This is a genomic window from Chryseobacterium elymi (assembly GCF_003385495.1).
Classification (GTDB): Bacteria; Bacteroidota; Bacteroidia; order Flavobacteriales; family Weeksellaceae; genus Chryseobacterium; species Chryseobacterium elymi.
The window spans coordinates 77,437-96,060 of sequence record NZ_QNUH01000001.1 but is presented as its reverse complement, the minus strand read 5'-3'; the positions used below and the strand labels follow the sequence as shown (position 1 = coordinate 96,060).

Annotated in this window: 17 protein-coding genes; all 17 read right to left on the bottom strand. The window is 35.6% G+C overall.

From position 1 onward, the window contains the following. Positions 1-18: 18 nt before the first annotated feature. Positions 19-1,818, bottom strand: a complete 1,800-nt coding sequence (gene asnB / locus DRF60_RS00405) for an asparagine synthase (glutamine-hydrolyzing) (protein WP_116010158.1) — start codon at positions 1,816-1,818, stop codon at positions 19-21. After that, complete coding sequence (locus DRF60_RS00400) at positions 1,790-3,421, bottom strand: hypothetical protein (protein WP_116010157.1); 1,632 nt, start codon at positions 3,419-3,421, stop codon at positions 1,790-1,792. Before DRF60_RS00400 ends, asnB begins: the two co-directional genes overlap by 29 nt. Before the next feature lie 6 nt (positions 3,422-3,427). Further along, complete coding sequence (locus tag DRF60_RS00395; protein WP_116010156.1) at positions 3,428-4,216, bottom strand: class I SAM-dependent methyltransferase; 789 nt, start codon at positions 4,214-4,216, stop codon at positions 3,428-3,430. Positions 4,217-4,270: 54 nt separating this feature from the next. Next, positions 4,271-5,197 (bottom strand): glycosyltransferase family 2 protein, encoded by a 927-nt coding sequence (locus tag DRF60_RS00390; RefSeq protein ID WP_116010155.1) that lies wholly within the window; start codon positions 5,195-5,197, stop codon positions 4,271-4,273. Positions 5,198-5,231: 34 nt separating this feature from the next. Beyond that, positions 5,232-6,152 (bottom strand): glycosyltransferase family 2 protein, encoded by a 921-nt coding sequence (locus tag DRF60_RS00385; RefSeq protein WP_116010154.1) that lies wholly within the window; start codon positions 6,150-6,152, stop codon positions 5,232-5,234. A gap of 9 nt (positions 6,153-6,161) precedes the next feature. Next, complete coding sequence (locus DRF60_RS00380; protein ID WP_116010517.1) at positions 6,162-6,830, bottom strand: NAD-dependent epimerase/dehydratase family protein; 669 nt, start codon at positions 6,828-6,830, stop codon at positions 6,162-6,164. Between the two features lie 76 nt (positions 6,831-6,906). Next, the gene (locus DRF60_RS00375; protein ID WP_116010153.1) at positions 6,907-7,833 is read right to left on the bottom strand and encodes a glycosyltransferase; all 927 of its coding nucleotides are present in this window, start codon (positions 7,831-7,833) and stop codon (positions 6,907-6,909) included. A 14-nt stretch (positions 7,834-7,847) separates the two neighbouring features. Next, positions 7,848-8,711, bottom strand: a complete 864-nt coding sequence (locus DRF60_RS00370) for a glycosyltransferase family 2 protein (protein ID WP_116010152.1) — start codon at positions 8,709-8,711, stop codon at positions 7,848-7,850. Further along, positions 8,711-9,565 carry a glycosyltransferase family 2 protein gene (locus tag DRF60_RS00365; RefSeq protein WP_116010151.1) on the bottom strand — a complete coding sequence of 285 codons (855 nt, stop codon included), beginning with the start codon at positions 9,563-9,565 and terminating at the stop codon, positions 8,711-8,713. Before DRF60_RS00365 ends, DRF60_RS00370 begins: the two co-directional genes overlap by 1 nt. 2 nt (positions 9,566-9,567) lie before the next feature. Then, positions 9,568-10,680, bottom strand: coding sequence for a glycosyltransferase WbsX family protein (locus DRF60_RS00360; RefSeq protein ID WP_116010150.1), 1,113 nt, complete (start codon positions 10,678-10,680; stop codon positions 9,568-9,570). A 3-nt stretch (positions 10,681-10,683) separates the two neighbouring features. Next, a complete protein-coding gene (locus DRF60_RS00355) occupies positions 10,684-11,298 on the bottom strand; it encodes a DapH/DapD/GlmU-related protein (protein ID WP_116010149.1) in 615 nt (204 codons plus the stop codon). Between the two features lie 11 nt (positions 11,299-11,309). Beyond that, a complete protein-coding gene (gene rffA / locus DRF60_RS00350; RefSeq protein WP_116010148.1) occupies positions 11,310-12,461 on the bottom strand; it encodes a dTDP-4-amino-4,6-dideoxygalactose transaminase in 1,152 nt (383 codons plus the stop codon). After that, on the bottom strand, positions 12,458-13,597 hold the full coding sequence (locus DRF60_RS00345; protein WP_116010147.1) for an acyltransferase family protein: 1,140 nt from the start codon (positions 13,595-13,597) through the stop codon (positions 12,458-12,460). The genes rffA and DRF60_RS00345 overlap by 4 nt, the downstream gene beginning before the upstream one ends. A 4-nt stretch (positions 13,598-13,601) precedes the next feature. After that, a complete protein-coding gene (locus tag DRF60_RS00340; RefSeq protein WP_116010146.1) occupies positions 13,602-14,234 on the bottom strand; it encodes an acetyltransferase in 633 nt (210 codons plus the stop codon). 50 nt (positions 14,235-14,284) lie between these two features. After that, positions 14,285-15,409, bottom strand: coding sequence for an ATP-grasp domain-containing protein (locus DRF60_RS00335; protein ID WP_116010145.1), 1,125 nt, complete (start codon positions 15,407-15,409; stop codon positions 14,285-14,287). A gap of 37 nt (positions 15,410-15,446) precedes the next feature. Beyond that, positions 15,447-17,300 (bottom strand): DCC1-like thiol-disulfide oxidoreductase family protein, encoded by a 1,854-nt coding sequence (locus DRF60_RS00330; protein ID WP_116010144.1) that lies wholly within the window; start codon positions 17,298-17,300, stop codon positions 15,447-15,449. Further along, positions 17,281-18,618, bottom strand: a complete 1,338-nt coding sequence (locus DRF60_RS00325; RefSeq protein WP_123902609.1) for a glycosyltransferase — start codon at positions 18,616-18,618, stop codon at positions 17,281-17,283. The genes DRF60_RS00330 and DRF60_RS00325 overlap by 20 nt, the downstream gene beginning before the upstream one ends. Positions 18,619-18,624 lie beyond the last annotated feature (6 nt).

Below are 18,624 nucleotides of genomic sequence, written 5' to 3'. Positions count from 1 at the left end.
AGTTCTATTTTTATGATTCTATACATGTTTTTTATTGTTTTGAAACCAAAGCGCTAAAATCAGTAAGCTCCAGTGCTGATGATCCCTGTTAAGCTTTTTCTGTACCTCGTCAAAATCCAGAAATTCAAATATATAGCTGTTTTTATTTTCAAGAAGATCCCTGCTTAAATTTTGAAGTTCAGGTTCTTTAAACCAGTCTTTTACAGAAGCCCCGAAACCGGTCTTTTTACGGGTCGCAATTTCTTCTGTCCAGGCTTGGGAGTATGCTTTTCTTAGTATAATCTTATCCTCCGTTGAATTGACTTTGTATTGCCAAGGCATCTGGATACAGAATTCCGCAAAATCAACATCCAAAAACGGGATTCTTACCTCTACAGAATTGTACATGGAAGTTCTGTCTCCCTTCAATAACATATTGGCCGGGACATACTTTTCCAGATCGATCCGCATGAGATCATTAAAATCGTCATTAGTTGGCTTAAAGCTGAAATCCTGCCCTGGAACTTCATCGGTGATTCCCAGTTTTCTGATTTCTGCAACAGAAAAATAATTCCGGACTTTATTCTGATGATAATCCAGAGGATCACTATATTCTGCTCTGAGACGTCTTTCCGATCCAATATCCCTGAATTTATCAGCCAAAAGAAGCATTTTGGAAAGATACCCCGGGTAATAGCCTTTTTGTGAAAGGTCGATATTGTATTTATAAAAAGTGTACCCTCCGAAAAGCTCATCGCCTACATCTCCCGAAAGGATTACTTTCAGATCTTTTGAAGCTTCCTTGAAAATAAGATGGGTAGGAAGCAAGGAGGAATCCATCAACGGCTCATCCATATATGAATAAACTTCCTGCAACGTTTCAGAAATCTTTTGTTTTTTATCTAAAAGGATATGATGGTCTGTTTTATATTTATCTGCAATGGCCTGTGCATATGGCATCTCGTTAAGGCCACCGCCATCGTAGCCGTAAACCAACGTTTTTATATTCTCCTTGTATTTTGAGGCAATAGCGACGATAGTACTGGAGTCCAAGCCTCCTGAAAGAAAAGATCCTATAGGGACATCGGCAACCATCTGTTTTTTTACAGCATTGTCTAAAAGATATTTGAATTTTTCAATACTTTCATCCATACTCAGTTTTGAGGTTTCTGCAGGAATAGTCCAGTAAGGTTTTATATCTATTTTTCCTCCTTTATATACCAGAGTATGGGCAGGTTTAAGATTGAAAATGTTCTTATAAATCGTTTTATGAGGATGAATGTAGCCGTTTTTTAGATAATAGGCTATCTGTGCCTTGTCAATTTCAGGCTTTATTAATCCTGAGGCCAGAATGGCTTTAATTTCAGAAGCAAAGATGAATTCACCATCTTTTCCTATAGTGTAGTAAAAAGGTTTTTCTCCGAAACGGTCTCTCGCACAGAACAGCTCCTGTTTTTCTTCGTCCCAAATTGCAAAAGCGAACATCCCCGGAAGATCAAGAATAAGGTTTTTCTTTTTCTTCTGATACATGGCCAGAATCACTTCAGTATCTGAGCTTCCATGATAAGCATAGTCTGAATATTGATCTTTTATAGCCTGATAGCCGTAAATTTCACCATTCAGCACAATGCATTCCTTTTTTGTACTGGAAAACATAGGTTGTTTACCATTTTCAGATAAATCTATAATTGAAAGTCGGCGATGGCCTAAAGCTGCATTATCATAAAATTCAAAGTGCGAAGAATCGGGACCGCGATACGCAATGGCATCTGTCATTCTTTGAAGTTCATTTTGATAGTTTACAGCATTATTAGTTATAATTCCAGCTATTCCGCACATTTGTTTTAATTTTTTTGAAATTTGGAGGAAGATATAAGGTAAACCTTCCTGCTTTTACCACTTTATAGTGTTCAGGATGATTTACGAATTTTAAAGGTACGAATTCTTTCGGGCTGAAAGGATAGTCGTTACTTTCAATATAAATATAATCATCCGGGGTTTTTCCCAATTTCTTGATGATATAATGCATATAATCTTTTAAAGGAAAGTAATAATAGATAGGAGGGTTGGCATCAAGAATATACAGGTATCCTATCAGGTGATTACTCGAGTAAATGACATTAGGTTGATTTTGGAGATAGGGACGTAAATCTTCTATATCTTTTTTTCTTTGTTTATCCAGGTAGAGGTCATATCCGTTTATCTTTACTTTTTCTGTCTGTTCTGTAAAGACAAAATCTTTCCAGCCTTTTGTCTTAAGAACATCGGGAAAGGTAATGATCATTACAGATAGGGCTAAAAGGTAGCCTGAAATCGACAGAATGTTTCTATACAGTCTTATTAAGCATATAAATATCAGAAGGAAGTAATAATATTTGTAAACAGAAAGACGTATATGAAACCATGTCTGAGAACCAAATGCCAGACAATAGGGGATTATTAAAATTAAGATAATCAGATATTTATTTCTTTTCGATTCTGTTTTATCGGTACAAAATCTTACGGCAAGCAGGTGAGTAAAAACAATAAAAGAAAAAATATACCAAGGGTTCGAGAATATAAACAATCCAACAGTGATAATCCCGATTACAGCTAAAACCTTATCGAATATTTTAATGGAATTCTCAGAAAATTTGGATCTCCACAATAGAAAAAATGCGATTGCTGAAGGTAAGATTCCATTTAAGAAAAGATAAACACACCAAAGTACCATAAAGGTTTTAGAATGTTGTTTCCTATGAAAACCAAGATAATCTTTAAGGAATCTGAGCTGATCAATAAAGTTGTCTAAAGTATCAAGGAAACTGAAATAAATAATAATTCCCGATATAAGGCCCGTTAAAAACCAAATGATATTAGTTTTCCACCGCTTGAGATCACATAAAATGATAAAAGCAAATATGGGAGCTATAACAATACTGTGGGAGTTTCCGTTAAACAAAACAAAAGATAAAATAAACCCTGCCAAAATCTGGATGATCTGCCTTTTGGTAATCAATGATATTAATATCAAGGAAACACCAGTATTCACTAATATAGTGTTCCCAATATATTGATGAATAATAAGGTTACTGATTGCCCAGCTTTCAAACCCGATAAGGATTCCCAAAAAGCTTAAAATAAAAATATTGTTTTTTAAATTAAGGTATTTAAAGACCGAAAAGCAAAGTAAAAAATTACTCAGCACGAGTGTTGTGATCGAAATAATTCTGAAATGATAAACATTAGGTGTATAAAGAAATCTGAATATTCTGAAAAAATTCGTTCTGTCAAAGCTTAAGCTCTCTCCCTTATTTTTGTAGTATGAAAGATAATAAGCTTCATCATTAAAGATAAATCCCTTATCAAGATTGGCATATGTAAGATATGCCAGCAGTAAAGATCCAATTATAAATACAAAATAAATTGATATTTTAACTGGATTTTGAAGTAATTTGTCCATGGCATATTATTTTTTGCATTCAAAAATAAATGCGGAGGCAATATTTTTACTCATTGGGTGATACTGTAAAATCACATCCAGAAATTTAATAGGGAAGGTAAGGCACATCACAATGATCAGTAAGATATTGTGCAGAGGTTTTATACCGAAAGAAAACAGCATGACAATCCATTCCTGTAAAGGCCAAAGCATCCCTCCTGTAGGGCTTATGGAGTGTATTTTAAGGTCTTTAAAAGCACTGAACTGTACTTTGATCCCTTCATATGTATATCTTTGAAAGTCATAAGGAGACGCGTGAAAAGCCTGCATAAAAGGAATCTCACATAAGAGTTCCCCGCCCGGTTTCAAAACCCTGTGGATCTCTGCAATAACGGCCTGCGGATCCGGAACATGCTCCAGAACAGCAATATTGATGATCTGATCTATAGAGTTATCTTTAAAAGGGAGTTTGGTAATATCGCAAACGACATTCACCGGATTGTAGGGAATAAGATCAACATTGATGATATCATCTCTCAGATCTGTATATCCGCTCCCGAGATTGACAACAATTTTATCTGTATTTTTGGTCTTTTTAAGAATTCTTCGTAAGAAAAAATACCGTGAAGGGTATAAAGGAGCGATGATATAAATGAGAAGCTCATATAGCCATACATATTTTTTGAAAAAAGTTTTGATCTTGTCTAAGGAGTCAGAAACAATGTCTTCATCGAATTCAAGAAATACAAATTTTCCGTTTTTGTATTCATAATTAAACTTAGCGGTATCAATAATTGATTCTATTTTGTCTTTCATCTGTGTATTTAAACGTTTAAAGGGGTAAATAATATTGGGATACTGAAATAAATTTTAGGTGTTGACTGTTTTTTCGATGATGGTATACGGTCTGTTTCTCACTTCATTATAAATTCTGTAAATATATTCTCCTATAATTCCTAAGCTGATCAGCAGGATAGAATTAAAGAAAAGAATAATAATGATAATAGTGGTATAGCCGGCTACTTCAATTTCATTTGTAAAATATCTTATGATTGTAAAAAGGCTGAATACTATAGAGATGAGCAATCCTATATTTCCTAATAAACTAATGATTTGAAGAGGAAGGGATGAGAAAGAAAAAATGCCGTCTTTAGCGATTTTTATAAGCTTTTTTAATGAATATCCGGATTCTCCTTCTATTCTTCCACTTCTGTCATATTCCAGGCCGATTTGTTTAAAGCCCACCCAGGCTCTTATTCCTCTCAGATAAGGGTTCTGTTCATTCAGGGTCAGCATTTTATCTTTAACATTCTTTGTCATCACACAGAAATCGCCGGAATCTAAGGGTATTTTGGTCTCACTTATAAAATCAAGCAGTCTGTAGAATCCGGTATATGCCAATTTTTTTAATCTGCTTTCCTTTCTTTTTCTTCTCACACCATAGGCGACTTCATATCCTAAGTCAAGCTGTGCAAAAAAACGGGGAAGAAGAGACGGAGGATCCTGCAAATCATCATCAATAATAGCAATGTAATCGCCGGTAGCATAATGGAGACCTGTTTTTACAGCGATCTGGTGGCCGAAATTTCTTGAAAGTTTAATTCCTTTGATATAAGAATATTTCCTGGCAAGCTCTTCCACCACTTCGAAACTGTTATCCGGGCTTCCATCTTCAACCAGAACAACTTCCAAATCCCAACCGGACTCCTTTCTTTGGATGTCAACGGCTTCTAAGGTTTTGTGAAGGAATTGGGCCGAACGATAAACCGGTATTACGAGGGTTATTTTTCGATTCATTGTGTTAATAAAGTTTAAAAATACATAAAAATAATTATATTTTTAAAAACGTAGGTCCTTTCTGGCTTACCTCTGTTCTTATTTTACTCAGAATATTAGCCTCTGCAGATATCTTCTTATATTTCTCCACCAGCTGTTTCGAAATACTAAGTTTGCCCAATGCCGAATTTTTAAAGATACTTTGAAGCAAAGCTTTTTTTTCTGACTTCAGGGCATTCGGAAGATTTGGATTGATGATCTTTGTTTCCATACTAAGATCTTTATACCGGGTATAATCTACTTTACCTAGAGACTGTTTTCCGTCATGGACTACCTTGCTGCCCGGAACGAGAATAATTTTCTTCTTGTGGAAATGAAGCCTGTTTACATATTCATTATCTTCTCCGTAATGAAAGAAATAAGGATTGAATCCTCCCACAGTTTCTATCGTTTTTTTAGGCAGCAGCCAGTGTGCGGCATTTACAAAACTGATCTCATAATAAGGTTTCAGCGTCTGAAAATACAGGTCAGATATCAGCCTTGTTCTCTCATAGTTGTGAGCAATATATTTATCTAAAAATATATCAAGCTTCTTTTCAGTTCCGTCTATATGAATAGGGCTTATAATGCCTATTTCCTCTTTATTGGGATGAGCATGATACACTTCCAGGAGTTTATCCATACTGTCTTCATACAGCCAGGCGTCCTGATTCATCAGATAAAAGAAGTCAGCACCTTTTTTGTAGCCGGTTTCTATGCCTAAATTATTGGCCTTTCCAAATCCAAGATTCTGTTCAGACTGTATAAAATGGACTTCCGGGAAATGATTTTTAATATATTCCTGAGTTCCGTCTGAAGATCCGTTGTCTATGACGATGCAATGCACCGGAACAGATGAATGCTTTAAACTGGTAAAACATCTTTCGGCCCATTTCATGGCGTTGTAAGTAACAATAATAACGTGAATACTGAGCATGGCGTTTTTCTAAATATACTTTCGGATTATGGATTCCAAATATTCTTCAGGACTTATTTCTGAGAAAAATGTGTTTATACCTTCATCAAAATCCACTGTATAAAAATCTCCTTCATCCACCTCTAAATAACAGGCTTTATCACCGGTTACCATCTCAATGGCTTTAATAATTTCCTTCAGATCATAATAATAGGGAAAGGCAAAATTGACTGTTTTATTGCTTAGAGTCAAGCAGTGTGAATCTAAAAACTTTGAAATATCCTCGATATCCAAAAGAAGCCTCCTTGCTTTAAGATGAAGGGAGAATGCTTTTTTATCTGCAATCTGTTTTTTGAGAAAATTAAAAAGTGTGTTCGGATTCCCTCCTTTACCTACAACATTTCCTACTCTTAGGATAATAAAGCTATCTGCATTATTTTTTATATAATTTTCAACGGATTTTTTGTGCAATACATAAGCACTGTCCTGTTTAGATTGGTCATGAATGCTTAATGTAGAAAAATAGACCAGTTTTTTTTCTTTATTCTCGTCATGTACAGCTTTTAAAAGAGAAAGCTCTCTTTCAAATTCTGAAGTTCTTGTTTCCAGAGAGTTTGAAACGCCGGAAGCAAAAAAAATTGTGTCATTTCTGTCATAAGATTTTACAGCATTGGCTATAATACCATTTCCGATAATCATACGTTGTTTTTTTTCATTAAGTGTTTTATATAAGGGGAACAAAGTTTCATATTTATATCTTGTAAATCAGTGTTTTTTATTTTAAAAAATCAAAGATATGAAAATAGTATTTCATTTTTATTTGGGTTATAAAACGATCCGGAAAAGAGAGGTGCTTAAGGTATTCTCTGTACTTCCTGTGGCAGTAATTGATGTATTCCTTATTAAGATTCGTATTTAAATGCAATTCTGAGACTGCCTTTTTTACGAAAGAATATCTTTTGAATAGTACAAAAATACTTTCACGGGTCAACGGTTTTTTCTCTTCAGCAGTGAATTTTGAGAAGGTATTAAATCCGATATTCTGTTTAGGGTGAATTCTGTATTCTCCCAGAACGGAATCTTCTATCCAAAGGGAATTTTTGTCAGCAGCAAGAAGAAGAAGCTCGTAATCGTGAATGATCGTCTCATTGACTCTTTTCAGTGGCAGATGTTTTTTTAGAAAGACATTCCGGACAGCCATACTCATTCCGGGAAATACATTACCCTGATATAATAATCGTTTGATTATTTCTTTGGAATTCTTAAAATGCTCAGGATTAAAGCTTTCAATGTCCCAATAATTCAGGCTTTCCTGGCTGTTCATAGTTTCACCGAAAAGTTTAATATTATGACATACTGCATCAATATCCTTATGTTTTTCGAAGACCCCGGTGATCACCTCGGTTTTATTGCTGTACCAGCGGTCGTCCTGGTCACACAAAAATACAATATCACCGGAGCATAAGCTCATGGCTTTTTCAAAATTGCGTACATACCCCAGGTTTTCATGGTTTTGGTTTACCCGGATAATCTCCGGATGCCGTTCTGCATAATGGGAAAGTATTTTTAATGTACTATCCGTAGAACAGTCATCACAGATCATGATCTCAGAAACCGGTAAGGTCTGGCTCAGGATACTGTCCAGCTGTTCGGCAATATAAGCTTCGCCATTATAGGTACATAGTGCTACAGATGAGGTCATAATATCTGGATTTTTCAGTTTTTTTTCTGAAAAAGGCTGTAATAATATCTTTTCAGGGCAAGATATCCGGAGACTACCTTTCCGCCGGTTGCTTTTTTAAATTCGTTTCTTTGCTGGATATATTGGGTAGACCGTACTTCTATAATATGATACATTAATCTGTCATGAATATGATCTCCATATAATTTTTTCAGCATTGGGAATATTTTGATCCTTTGGTGAAGGATTTTGTATAAATCCGATGACATACTGTTGCTATCTTCCTTACGATAATGAGCCAATGACTCATCTATAAGAAGTGTTTCCGGGTTATTTTTTGTGATATATATCCACATCAGCCAGTCTTCGCAGCTTGTTAAGGTGGTGTCAAACTGGAAATCCTCCAGAAGTTTTTTCGATATCAATGCACAATGGATAGGGATGCTGAATTTCAGATCCCATCCAAATAAGATTCCTTCAAAAGAAAGGTAATTCTGCTCAACACGATTATATCCTGGGTATTGGGTTTGATTTCTGTAAATAGTAAATTGACTTACTATCAATGGATATTCTTTGTTTCCGGAAAGGCTTTTTGAAAATTTTTCAGGGTGTATGGTATCATCCGAATCCAAAAACTGAATATAGCCTCCTGATGCTTTCTTAAGCCCTGTATTTCTTGCAGAAGAAAGCCCCCCGTTTTTTTTATAAGTATAGATGAATCGATTGTCTTTTTGTGTCCATTTTATGGCTGTTTCTTCTGTATGGTCGGTAGAACCGTCATTTACAATAATACATTCCCAGTTTTGATGTGTTTGATCCAGAACAGACTGAAGACATTCATCCAGATAGGCAGCTTGGTTGTAGCATGGCACGACTACGGAGATTAATGTATTGTTCATTACAGATGTTTATAGAATTTGCATAAACCCAGAATATTCCCAAGTTTTACCCATCGGGAATTCTTAATTTCTCTTTTCAGATTTGTATTGTGGATGGTTTCCTTATTATATTGCTCTATCCGGACATAGCTGGCTAAAAAAAAATCTTCGATATTAATGTTTCTTCGTTCAGCCATTTTTATAAGGGCCACCCAATGCCAGTAAGCTGCCTGATCTTCACTTTTATTGGAGATCCCGCCACCATGTACTCGATAAAGATAAAGGTCTTCATCTATATATTTTACTGGAGCTACCTCGCACATTTTCATATACCAGTCCTTATCTTCAGCCATTTTTAAGTAGATGTCGATACCTGATGTTCTATTATAAATGTTTTTTTTAAACGTGGCAAAATGGGAGATTTCGGCATGAAAATTCAAATATTTTTCATCCAAACCGGTAATTTGCGTGCCTTTATGAGTTCTTATTTTATTCAGCTGATCATCACAAAAAATAAAATTGGAATATACCAAGCCTACTTCTGGATTTTCTGAGTGTGCTTTAAATACTATTTCCAGCGCATTACTGGTCAAAGCATCATCAGGATCCAAAAAGCCACAGATTTCCGAACTGCTTAGCTCAATAAGCTTTCTTTTGGTATAACCGACTCCTTTATTAGCTTCATTAGCATGAATCTTAAAACGGGAATCCCCTTTAGTTATATTCCGGATAAGATCAAGGGAATTATCCTTTGAAGCATCATCCAAAATAACGGCTTCCCAATCTGTAAAGGTTTGGGCAGCAATACTGTCGAAACATTCTTTGAAAAAGTGTCCGTTATTATAATTGGCGATTAAAATACTTATTTTGCTCATTGCTATCCTCCTTTTGATAATCCTTTTTTAAGGGCCTCCAGGTAGCCAAATCCGTTTTTGCGGTCCGGTTCCAGGATATTTCCTTCTGCCCATTCATTCCAGGATTTTACCACTAAAAATTTTTCAGAATAATTTTTATCTTTCAGGAAAGCTGATGCCTTGTCAACCTGTTTTTCAAAAAGTTCCGGACTGTTATTTCCTAAAATAATTCCGCGGGTACCACTTCTTGGGGTATTATCCCAATTGGGAAGAACGCATGGGAAAGTATCAACATCTGTTTCCTCAAAATGAAGATCATTCACTACGTCTGTTGCATTCTGAATATCAACAGGTTTCTTAAAATCAGTGGTTTCAAGCCCGATAAGACCTTTAACTCTGTTGGTATAATATTCTTTTGCAGAGATATAAGGCTTTTTATTCATATGAGGGCGCCATGCTCTCATAAAGGCATTCGATATTTTTGCCTGATATCCTATTTCTTTATACCCGTAATTATCTTCTGTTTTATTGCTGGCAATTAAATAAATGCCATCAAAACCATTTTCCATTGCAAGACTTCTGAATTTTTCAAGATATTCGGGTGCTTTTTCCTGAATATGGATAGGGTCATAGACTACCAATACGGGCTTATTACCTACTTTGATATATCGCTGATCTTTGAAAAATGGCAGTAGATATTCAAAATGAGCTACTGCATCTTCATCAGAATATATTTGTTCGGCCAAGATTTTATTTTTTAAGCCATGCCAGATTCCCGACCAGGTTTCATTGGCCCAGCAGAAGCAGAACGGGAAATCCGGTTTTCCGGACTCCAACACTTCTTTAGCAATACGCTCTAGTAACTGTACTCCATTTCCAAACCAGTAATGGTAATAAATAAAGCCGTGTACTCCATAATCGCGTGCCATCTGGGCCTGCTGTTCTCTCACTTCGGGAACGCGCAGATCATAATATCCCAGATCTGCAGGGCAGATAGGCTGTTCATGTCCTTCAAATAAAGGTTTCGCCTTTCCTACATTTGTCCATTCCGTAAATCCTTTTCCCCACCATTCATCATTTTCAGGGATGGGATGGTACTGGGGAAGGTAAAATGCAAGCGTTTTTATTTGTTTCATAAATTATTTTTCTAGTGTTTTTATCAGTTTAGCAGGTATTCCTGCAATAACAGAGTTCTTCGGAAAACTTTTGTTAACAACAGAATTAGCTCCTATAATAGAGTTTTCACCAATGGTGACCCCGGGTAGTATGCAGACTCCTTCTCCAATCCATACATTGTCTTCAATAATCACTGGGCCTTTGGAAGACAGAGGTCTTTCAGCTGGAACTATGTCCAGATCTTCAGCACTGATATTTCCATGATAATGGTCTGAAATGTATATCCTGCTGGCCATAAGCACATTGTTGCCGATGCTGACCTTATCAATAGCCCCGATGTGAACATCAGAGTTAAAATTCACATTGTTTCCAATATGAATTTCCGGCTGGAAAGATTTTCCGTAAAAACTGTCCCAGGCCTCAAGCCTCAGATTGAATAATGAGCTGAAATTATCGCCTATGCTTATATATTGGGGATTTTTGATCCAAAATGTTTCGGGAAGGCCTGACTGTTTTCCGAAAACTTTGAAATTGGTTTTTGCCCAATTGTTATCCTGCTGCTGTTTATATTTTTTATAAGCTTCGGAATGCAAAATTCCGAATAAAAATTTAATAATATGTTTTTTTATAGAGCTCATATTTTTCCGGTCTACTTTTTCAGTGATGAATAATACTCATGAATCAAGCTGTTGATATTTTTTTGTTCCGCTTCTTCAAGTTCATAATAGAACGGAAGTCTCAACAAACAGTCTGTAAAATGATCTGAGTTCGGAATATCAATAGGGGAGTTGTCTTTTAAAAAGAAATCACTTTTATTAAGGCTCAGATAATGGAATACGGGGTGAATATCTTTTGTTTTTAAGAACTGGATGAGGCTGGATCTTTCTTCATAACTTCTGCAGATCATAAAGAACATATGTGCATTATTGGTCGCAAAAGCCGGTATTTCCGGTAGTGTTATGAATCCTTTATCCTGTAAAGGTAGCAGGTTGTTGTAATACTCATTCCAAATCTTGATTCTTTTTTCCTGAATGGTGCCAAGGTTTTCTAGCTGTGCATATAAAAAAGCAGAAAGTATCTCCGACGGGAGAAATGATGATCCCAGATCTACCCAACCGTATTTATTGACTTCTCCTCTGAAAAATGCACTTCTGTTGGTTCCTTTTTCACGGATGATCTCAGCACGTACATTGTACTCAGGATTGTTGATCACTAGCATTCCCCCTTCTCCACAGATGATATTCTTGGTTTCATGAAATGAGAAAGCAGCAAAATCTCCAATGGAGCCCAATGCTTTTTTAGTGCCGTCGGAAAAAGTATAATAACTGTCTATAGCTTGTGCAGCATCTTCCACTACAAAGAGATTGTGTTTTTTGGCAAGATCCATGATCTTTTCCATATCACAGGCAACACCTGCATAATGTACGGGAACGATCACTTTTGTCTTTTCCGTAATATGCTTTTCTATTTCTGCAGGATTTATATTGGGATTGTCGGGATATGAATCTACAAAAACTATTCTGGCACCACGCAAAACGAAAGCATTAGCAGATGAAACGAAAGTATAACTTGGAACAATCACTTCATCTCCAGGCTGAATATCACATAAAATAGCAGCCATTTCCAACGCATCGGTACATGATGTGGTAAGCAGCACTTTTTGAAAGCCAAATTTTTCTTCAAAAAAGGTGTGGCATTTTTTTGTGAAAATTCCGTCTCCGGAAATTTTACCGCTTTTTACCGCTTCTTCAATATATTTAAGTTCGTTTCCTACTATAAATGGCTTATTAAATGGGATCATAGTGTTTTAAATTTTGAATCTTTAATTTTTATAAATCTTTTTTCAATATATGTGAAAGAAATGTAACTGATGAAAACAGTTGCAACTGAAATACCAATATATATTCCGATATTAAATATAAATATATTATTATAAAATGCTAATATCTTATAAAAAAGAGGGAATAGCAAAAACATCACAAAAGGATGGTACATATAAATTCCATAAGAGATATTTCCCAGGTAGGAAAAATATTTGTTTCTAAAGGTAATTGGGTTCGACTGATTGATGCTGACCAGTATCAATAGCAGAAATGCAAATCCCAAAATAATATTCTGGATATAGAGTGTGAATACCGGAACAGCAATTAGAAATCCTATTAATACTAGTACTGCTATATAAATGGATTTGCTTTTTGTATATTGTGTGATAGCCCCGGAATATTCTGAATAAAAATAACCTCCTAATGCACCAATCGCCATAAATTCAAACGGAATGACAGCAGCCAGTGTGCCTAATAGAGAATTGGGGAATTGAAGATTGACTATAATAAAGGCAATTAAAATAACTCCAAAAACTACAGCTATTAATTTCCGTGTAATAAAAGAAACGATGACGGGCCAGACTATATAAAATTGCTCCTCTACACCTACAGACCAAGATTGGGATGCTCCTACAATTACTTTTCCCGCATATAAAGCAAAATTAGGAAGAAATAAGGCATAAAGTAATATCGCTGTTAAATCATAATTTGAAGAATCTGTAATCAGGTTATAGTACGAAGGTGTTATTGAAAATATCTGAAAAGAATTTGCTAGGGCAGGAATGAGAAGAAAAGAAATTAAAATGATAATATAGTACAACGGCCATATTCTGAATATTCTTCTCAGGTAAAATTTTTTAAAATCTATACGGCTATTTTTCTTTTTTTCTGATAACAAAAGATAAGTGATCAGAAAACCACTAAGTACAAAGAAAAGATAAACGCCGTTTTTACCTAAATGCTCGATGAAATATGCCGTATATTTTGAGCCAAACAGTGAGCCGATTTTATCCCGGTGTTTGAATAGCTCAATGTGATGCAGAATGACAGAAAAAGCGGCAATCGCCCTTAATTCATTTAATCCGCCAAAAAAAATATGCTTTTTTGAATCCATTTATTTATCGTACAAATTTTACAGGATTTCCTACATACAGCCCCGGCTCATCAATATCTTTAATGACTACGCCTCCGCCTCCGATCTGGGTTTTGGCAGCCATTGTAATGTTATCTATAATGGTGGAATTAATACCTATAATACACTGTTCTTTTATTTTTACAAACCCTGCAATGGCAATGGACGGAGATAGAAAAGAATGTTTTCCAATGACTGTGTCATGAGCCACCGTGCAGGAGATATTCATTAATACATTATCTTCGATCTTTACATTCTGGTCAATAACGCAGCCGGGATATATGACCGATCCCTGTCCGATAGATGCAGACTGATCCTTGTAACAGGAAGAATGAATAAAAGTATGAAACGGAACTTTTCCTTCAAGGTTCTGAAACAGTTCTTTTTTTGCATCAAGATGCTTATAACCGATAGCAATCAGAACTGCATCAAATTCATGTTGCTGATATTTTGCGATCACATCACGGTTACCTCCAATAACAGGAATATGATCAATAATAGTATTCAGCGGCTGAAACTCATCAAAGAAAGCAACCACCTTATCGCTGGAGTCATGATGAATATGATAGGCAATCTGCTGTCCTAAATGTCCGGATCCTATGATGGCAATTCGTTTCATTACTTTTTATAAAATTATTCTGTGCTTTATTGATAAAGTTACATCAATTTTTATCCTAAAATTATTTTACGGTCGGATTTGTAAATCATATAACCAGATCTGTCATTACTGGAGTGTGCGGGTTTAAGATTATCTGATAAGAGCTCTTTTTTGACAATATAACTTTCTTCTTTATCACTGGTGATAACAGGAAGAAGAAATGCTGTTTCTTCTGATAAAAAGTAAACACCGGAATAAGCAATTGACTGTATGCTTTCAGGCAAAATATACTGGTCTAATGCTATATCCAGTACGGCCTGCAAATAATCAAATTCAGTAGATAACTGAACGAGATCAGAACCAATAAAATCACCCCCCATACGGCTTCCGATTTCTATAGGGTAAATTTTTCCTTCTCCAGTAATCATAAGTTCTATATGGGAAGCTCCGTTTTGGACCTTTGTTGCATTCAGGATATGGTAACTGATCTCATAGATTCTATTTTTGATTTCTTCAGAAAGTGAACTTGGCTGGTGATGTGCCAGCTCCACAAAATAGGGCTCTTTTGTTATTTCTTTATCAGTTATGGTAATAATAAGGTGCTCACCTTTGTAACTAATTGTTTCTACACTTACTTCTTTTCCTTTGATAAACTCTTCTGCTACACAGGTTTTAGAAAAGGAAACGTGTACCGCATTTTCTATTGCCTTTTCACATTCTTCTGGTGAAGCTGCTTTTATCACACCTAAGCTTCCGGATCTGTCAGAGGGTTTTACAATGATAGGATAAGTGAATGATTCAAAGTCTTTTATATTAAATTCAGAAACTGTAATAGATTGGGGAGATTCTATATTATTTTCTTTAAAGCATTTTCTCATTAAGGATTTATTGGTAGTAAGTAATGAACATTCAATGCTGTTCCCCACCAGTCCCAAATTGCCTGCTACATAAGCTATAGTGGGAATACAGATGTCCGTAGCTATAGTAAGAATGCCGTGTATTCCTATTTTTCTACATTCTTCAAGAATAATATCTTTTTCTAAAACAGAAACGTCATAAAAATAATCGGCAATATCTTTACAAATAGCCTTGCCATCGTCCCATGCAAAACAATGAATTTCCAGTCCGTTCTCTTTTGCTTTTTGAACAAGAGGTAGCTGTAAGTAGCTGGCTCCTAATATTGCAATCTTTTTCATTGTTTATTTAAAATGAGGATAATATTTTTAGTGAATGTTATAAACTTTCAATTTCCGGAATGTCAATAGAATATTCTTTATCTTGCCAGGTGGCAGTTCCTACGTCCATCCAAGGCTTTTCCATTTGTCTCTTTAGAAAACCTTTTTCCCAATCGTGAGGGGTATCAATCTTTTTTACTTTGATTATAAATGTAGCATCTTTCAGGCTTACTCCATTCATACTAGCCCAAAATGCTGTAAAATCCCGAATTCCCTTTTTTAGATTTTCCTGGTTAATGATGTTATCCGTAGTGCGGAAAGACCATTTGATCCATGTTGGGCCATAGAGATAATCTCCGGCGGTACCATCCTTATCGATAATGGGAAGCCAAACTTCCCGGCCTGTTTTATCAACGTAAACAACAGAAATAATATGATTGTATTGACTAAAATGATAATCCATAAAAACAGCATGATGGGTAATTCCCAGATAGGTTTTCGATGGCTTTTCTACTGCATCTGAGATTTTACTCATTTGTTTTCCCAGTGAAGTGTTTTCAAAACCTCCCTTTTTTTGTATCGAATTATATGAAACGATTACTTGTAGCAATATGATGATGGACAGGCTTATTTTGATGAGGGATATCTTGAGATCTTCAAGGGTGTAATGCTGAAGGATTTTCAACTTATCTTCGTCAAGAGGAATTACCGGCGGTGTATAGCCACAGTTTTCTTCCGTACAGCGCTCTGTATTTCTGTTTTGGGCCACATACTGATAGACTGCTTTTCCTGTATGATAAATTCCAGGAATGCGTAAGATCCAGCTTAACGGCCTTAAGTAAGTAATGGCATTGAAAACCTGAATATAGGTATCCAGTCCTTTATACACTTTTCCGTCTCGTACAGAATGAATATCGTCCAGAAGTATATCTGTAGGGATATTCTTCAATAAATCATTTTGTTCTGCGTAATACTGTACTGTTTTGAAATCAATGCTTTTTGCAATATCAAAATGTTGGATAGTAATTTTGGTACGGTTGCACAAAGGGCACTCACCGTCATAATAAAAGGTAAGCTTTGCAGGTTTTTCAGAGGTTTTAAATAATTTTTCCCACCAGGAAACAGGAACCATCAACAGGTAAATGGCGCACATCCCTAATCCGAACCACGGAATAGGATAGCAGATCAGTATACCCAAATGTAAGCCTAATCCGATGACCAGTAGAGGAACCCTCCATTTTTTTCTGAAAAAAGTAAAAATGAAAACCAATTCAAAAACCATAGTTAGATATCCCAGGAAAAGCATCAGATATTTCTGGTCCAGTATATTGGGAATAGAAATATAGTTGGTAAAAGGGATGCTGGTAGGATACCACATACCCAAGCCTGTGGTCCAGTATGAGGATGTAAATTTATAAAATATGGAATCAAAATATACAAAAGCCATCCCAACAAAAACAGGAATAAGGTAAGATAAAACACTTACTTTTTCAGGAGGGCTGTACTGGAACCTGGTATTGGAATATTTATACTTCAGCAGAAGCCTGTCTAAAGAGAGGTTTCGGGATATAGGCAAAAATATCAGGAGAAAGTTCATTCCAAGATAGGCATAAAACATATGATATTCATAACTATTGATACTACCAATAAGAATAACGGTCATCAGATAGCTGACAATGGTTGCCAGTCTTGTAAAGAGTCCCAGCATTATAAAAATGAGGGCAATCATCCATATTTTTATAGGAATTCCAAAGTCGATTTCCGCGGGATCTAAAAATGGAATCTTATCAAAGATCAGATGTTTGAAATAATTGAGCTGACCAACTTCACAGAATAACACCAATGTGTAGGCAATTCTGAAAATGGAAAGGCCAAGCCCGGAAATTTTTTTATTATAAAGTCTTTTGATCATCCTGCTCTAAAATTTTGGTGAAAATTTCTTCCGCATATTCATACGAGGAAAATTCCTGAACCTGTTGTACAGCGTTTTTTGAGAACACTGCATATTGGTTTTTATCCAGCTCGAATATTTTTTTGATCCCTTCTGCCAGCTGAAGGCTGTCTTTCATAGGGATTTTATATCCGTTGTAATCATCTATAACCATATTGGTTAGTACTCCTGTATCGAATCCTACAACGGGAGTTCCACAGGCTAAAGCTTCCGAAACCATCATTGGGCCGGAATCCTCAATAGAAGAGTTGACAAAAACGTCCGTCGCCTGATATAATAATGATAACAGTCTGTAGTCCTTGATATAGTCTATTTTCTGCTTCTTAAAAGTAACCCTGTCAAATTCCTTATTTATACTGTTGGAAACAACTAAAAGATTTATTTTCTTTTTCAAATCTTCCGGAAGCTGCTGATCCAGTATTTCTAAAGCTTCAATAAGATATTTAAAACCTTTCCTCGGATCTTCCATATTCTGCGCTCCGGTGAGGATATAAAAATTTTCTTCTTCTAAAGAAAAAATCTTTTTTGCGATACTTTTGTTCTTATCGTTGAGAAGAGTAGTATCTATCAGGCTGTTGATATTGTAGATAGTCTCCTGTTCCCTGTATATTTTTGATTTCTTTGCCTGTTCCAGCGTTAAACCAGATCCTGCAATAATTTGAAAAGAAGCTTTTTGAGCATTTTGATATTTCCTTTCAAGATTATCCTTGGCTACATTTTTTTGAGACTCATCGGGAATTGCCGGGCAGTTATCACAAATGTTCATATAGCCTTCGCATCCCCAGGAAAAATGACATCCTCCTGTGAAATGATTCATATCCACCGTGATATTGTATACCTTGGCTTGCGTGGCTTTTTGAATGTTGAAAAGATCCGTACTGTTAAGAAAATCAATGGTCATACCGGTAAAAATATAATCCGGAATAAATCCCACGGATTTTAACAGGCTGTCTACATTGATATGCTCTGTAATTTCATCTTTGCTTAAAAAAGAATACTTACTGTCCGTTGTCAAGACTTTTTTTACTGCAGTCTGAGGTTGAGGCTGTGTTAATTTTGCTTTTATTTTCCGTATTACCCTCTCTGTTAAAGACAGGTTTTTAGTAACAGGAGAATGCTGTATATGAATATAAGGCTTTATAAAATCATCAGCTTTCGTTTTATTCTTTACGCACATCACTACTTCATGTCCCATATTTTTTAAAATATGAGCCACTTTATACATGGCTTCATAGGCTCCGTTTACATCACCTGTAGATAAAACTAATATCTTTTTCATAATTTA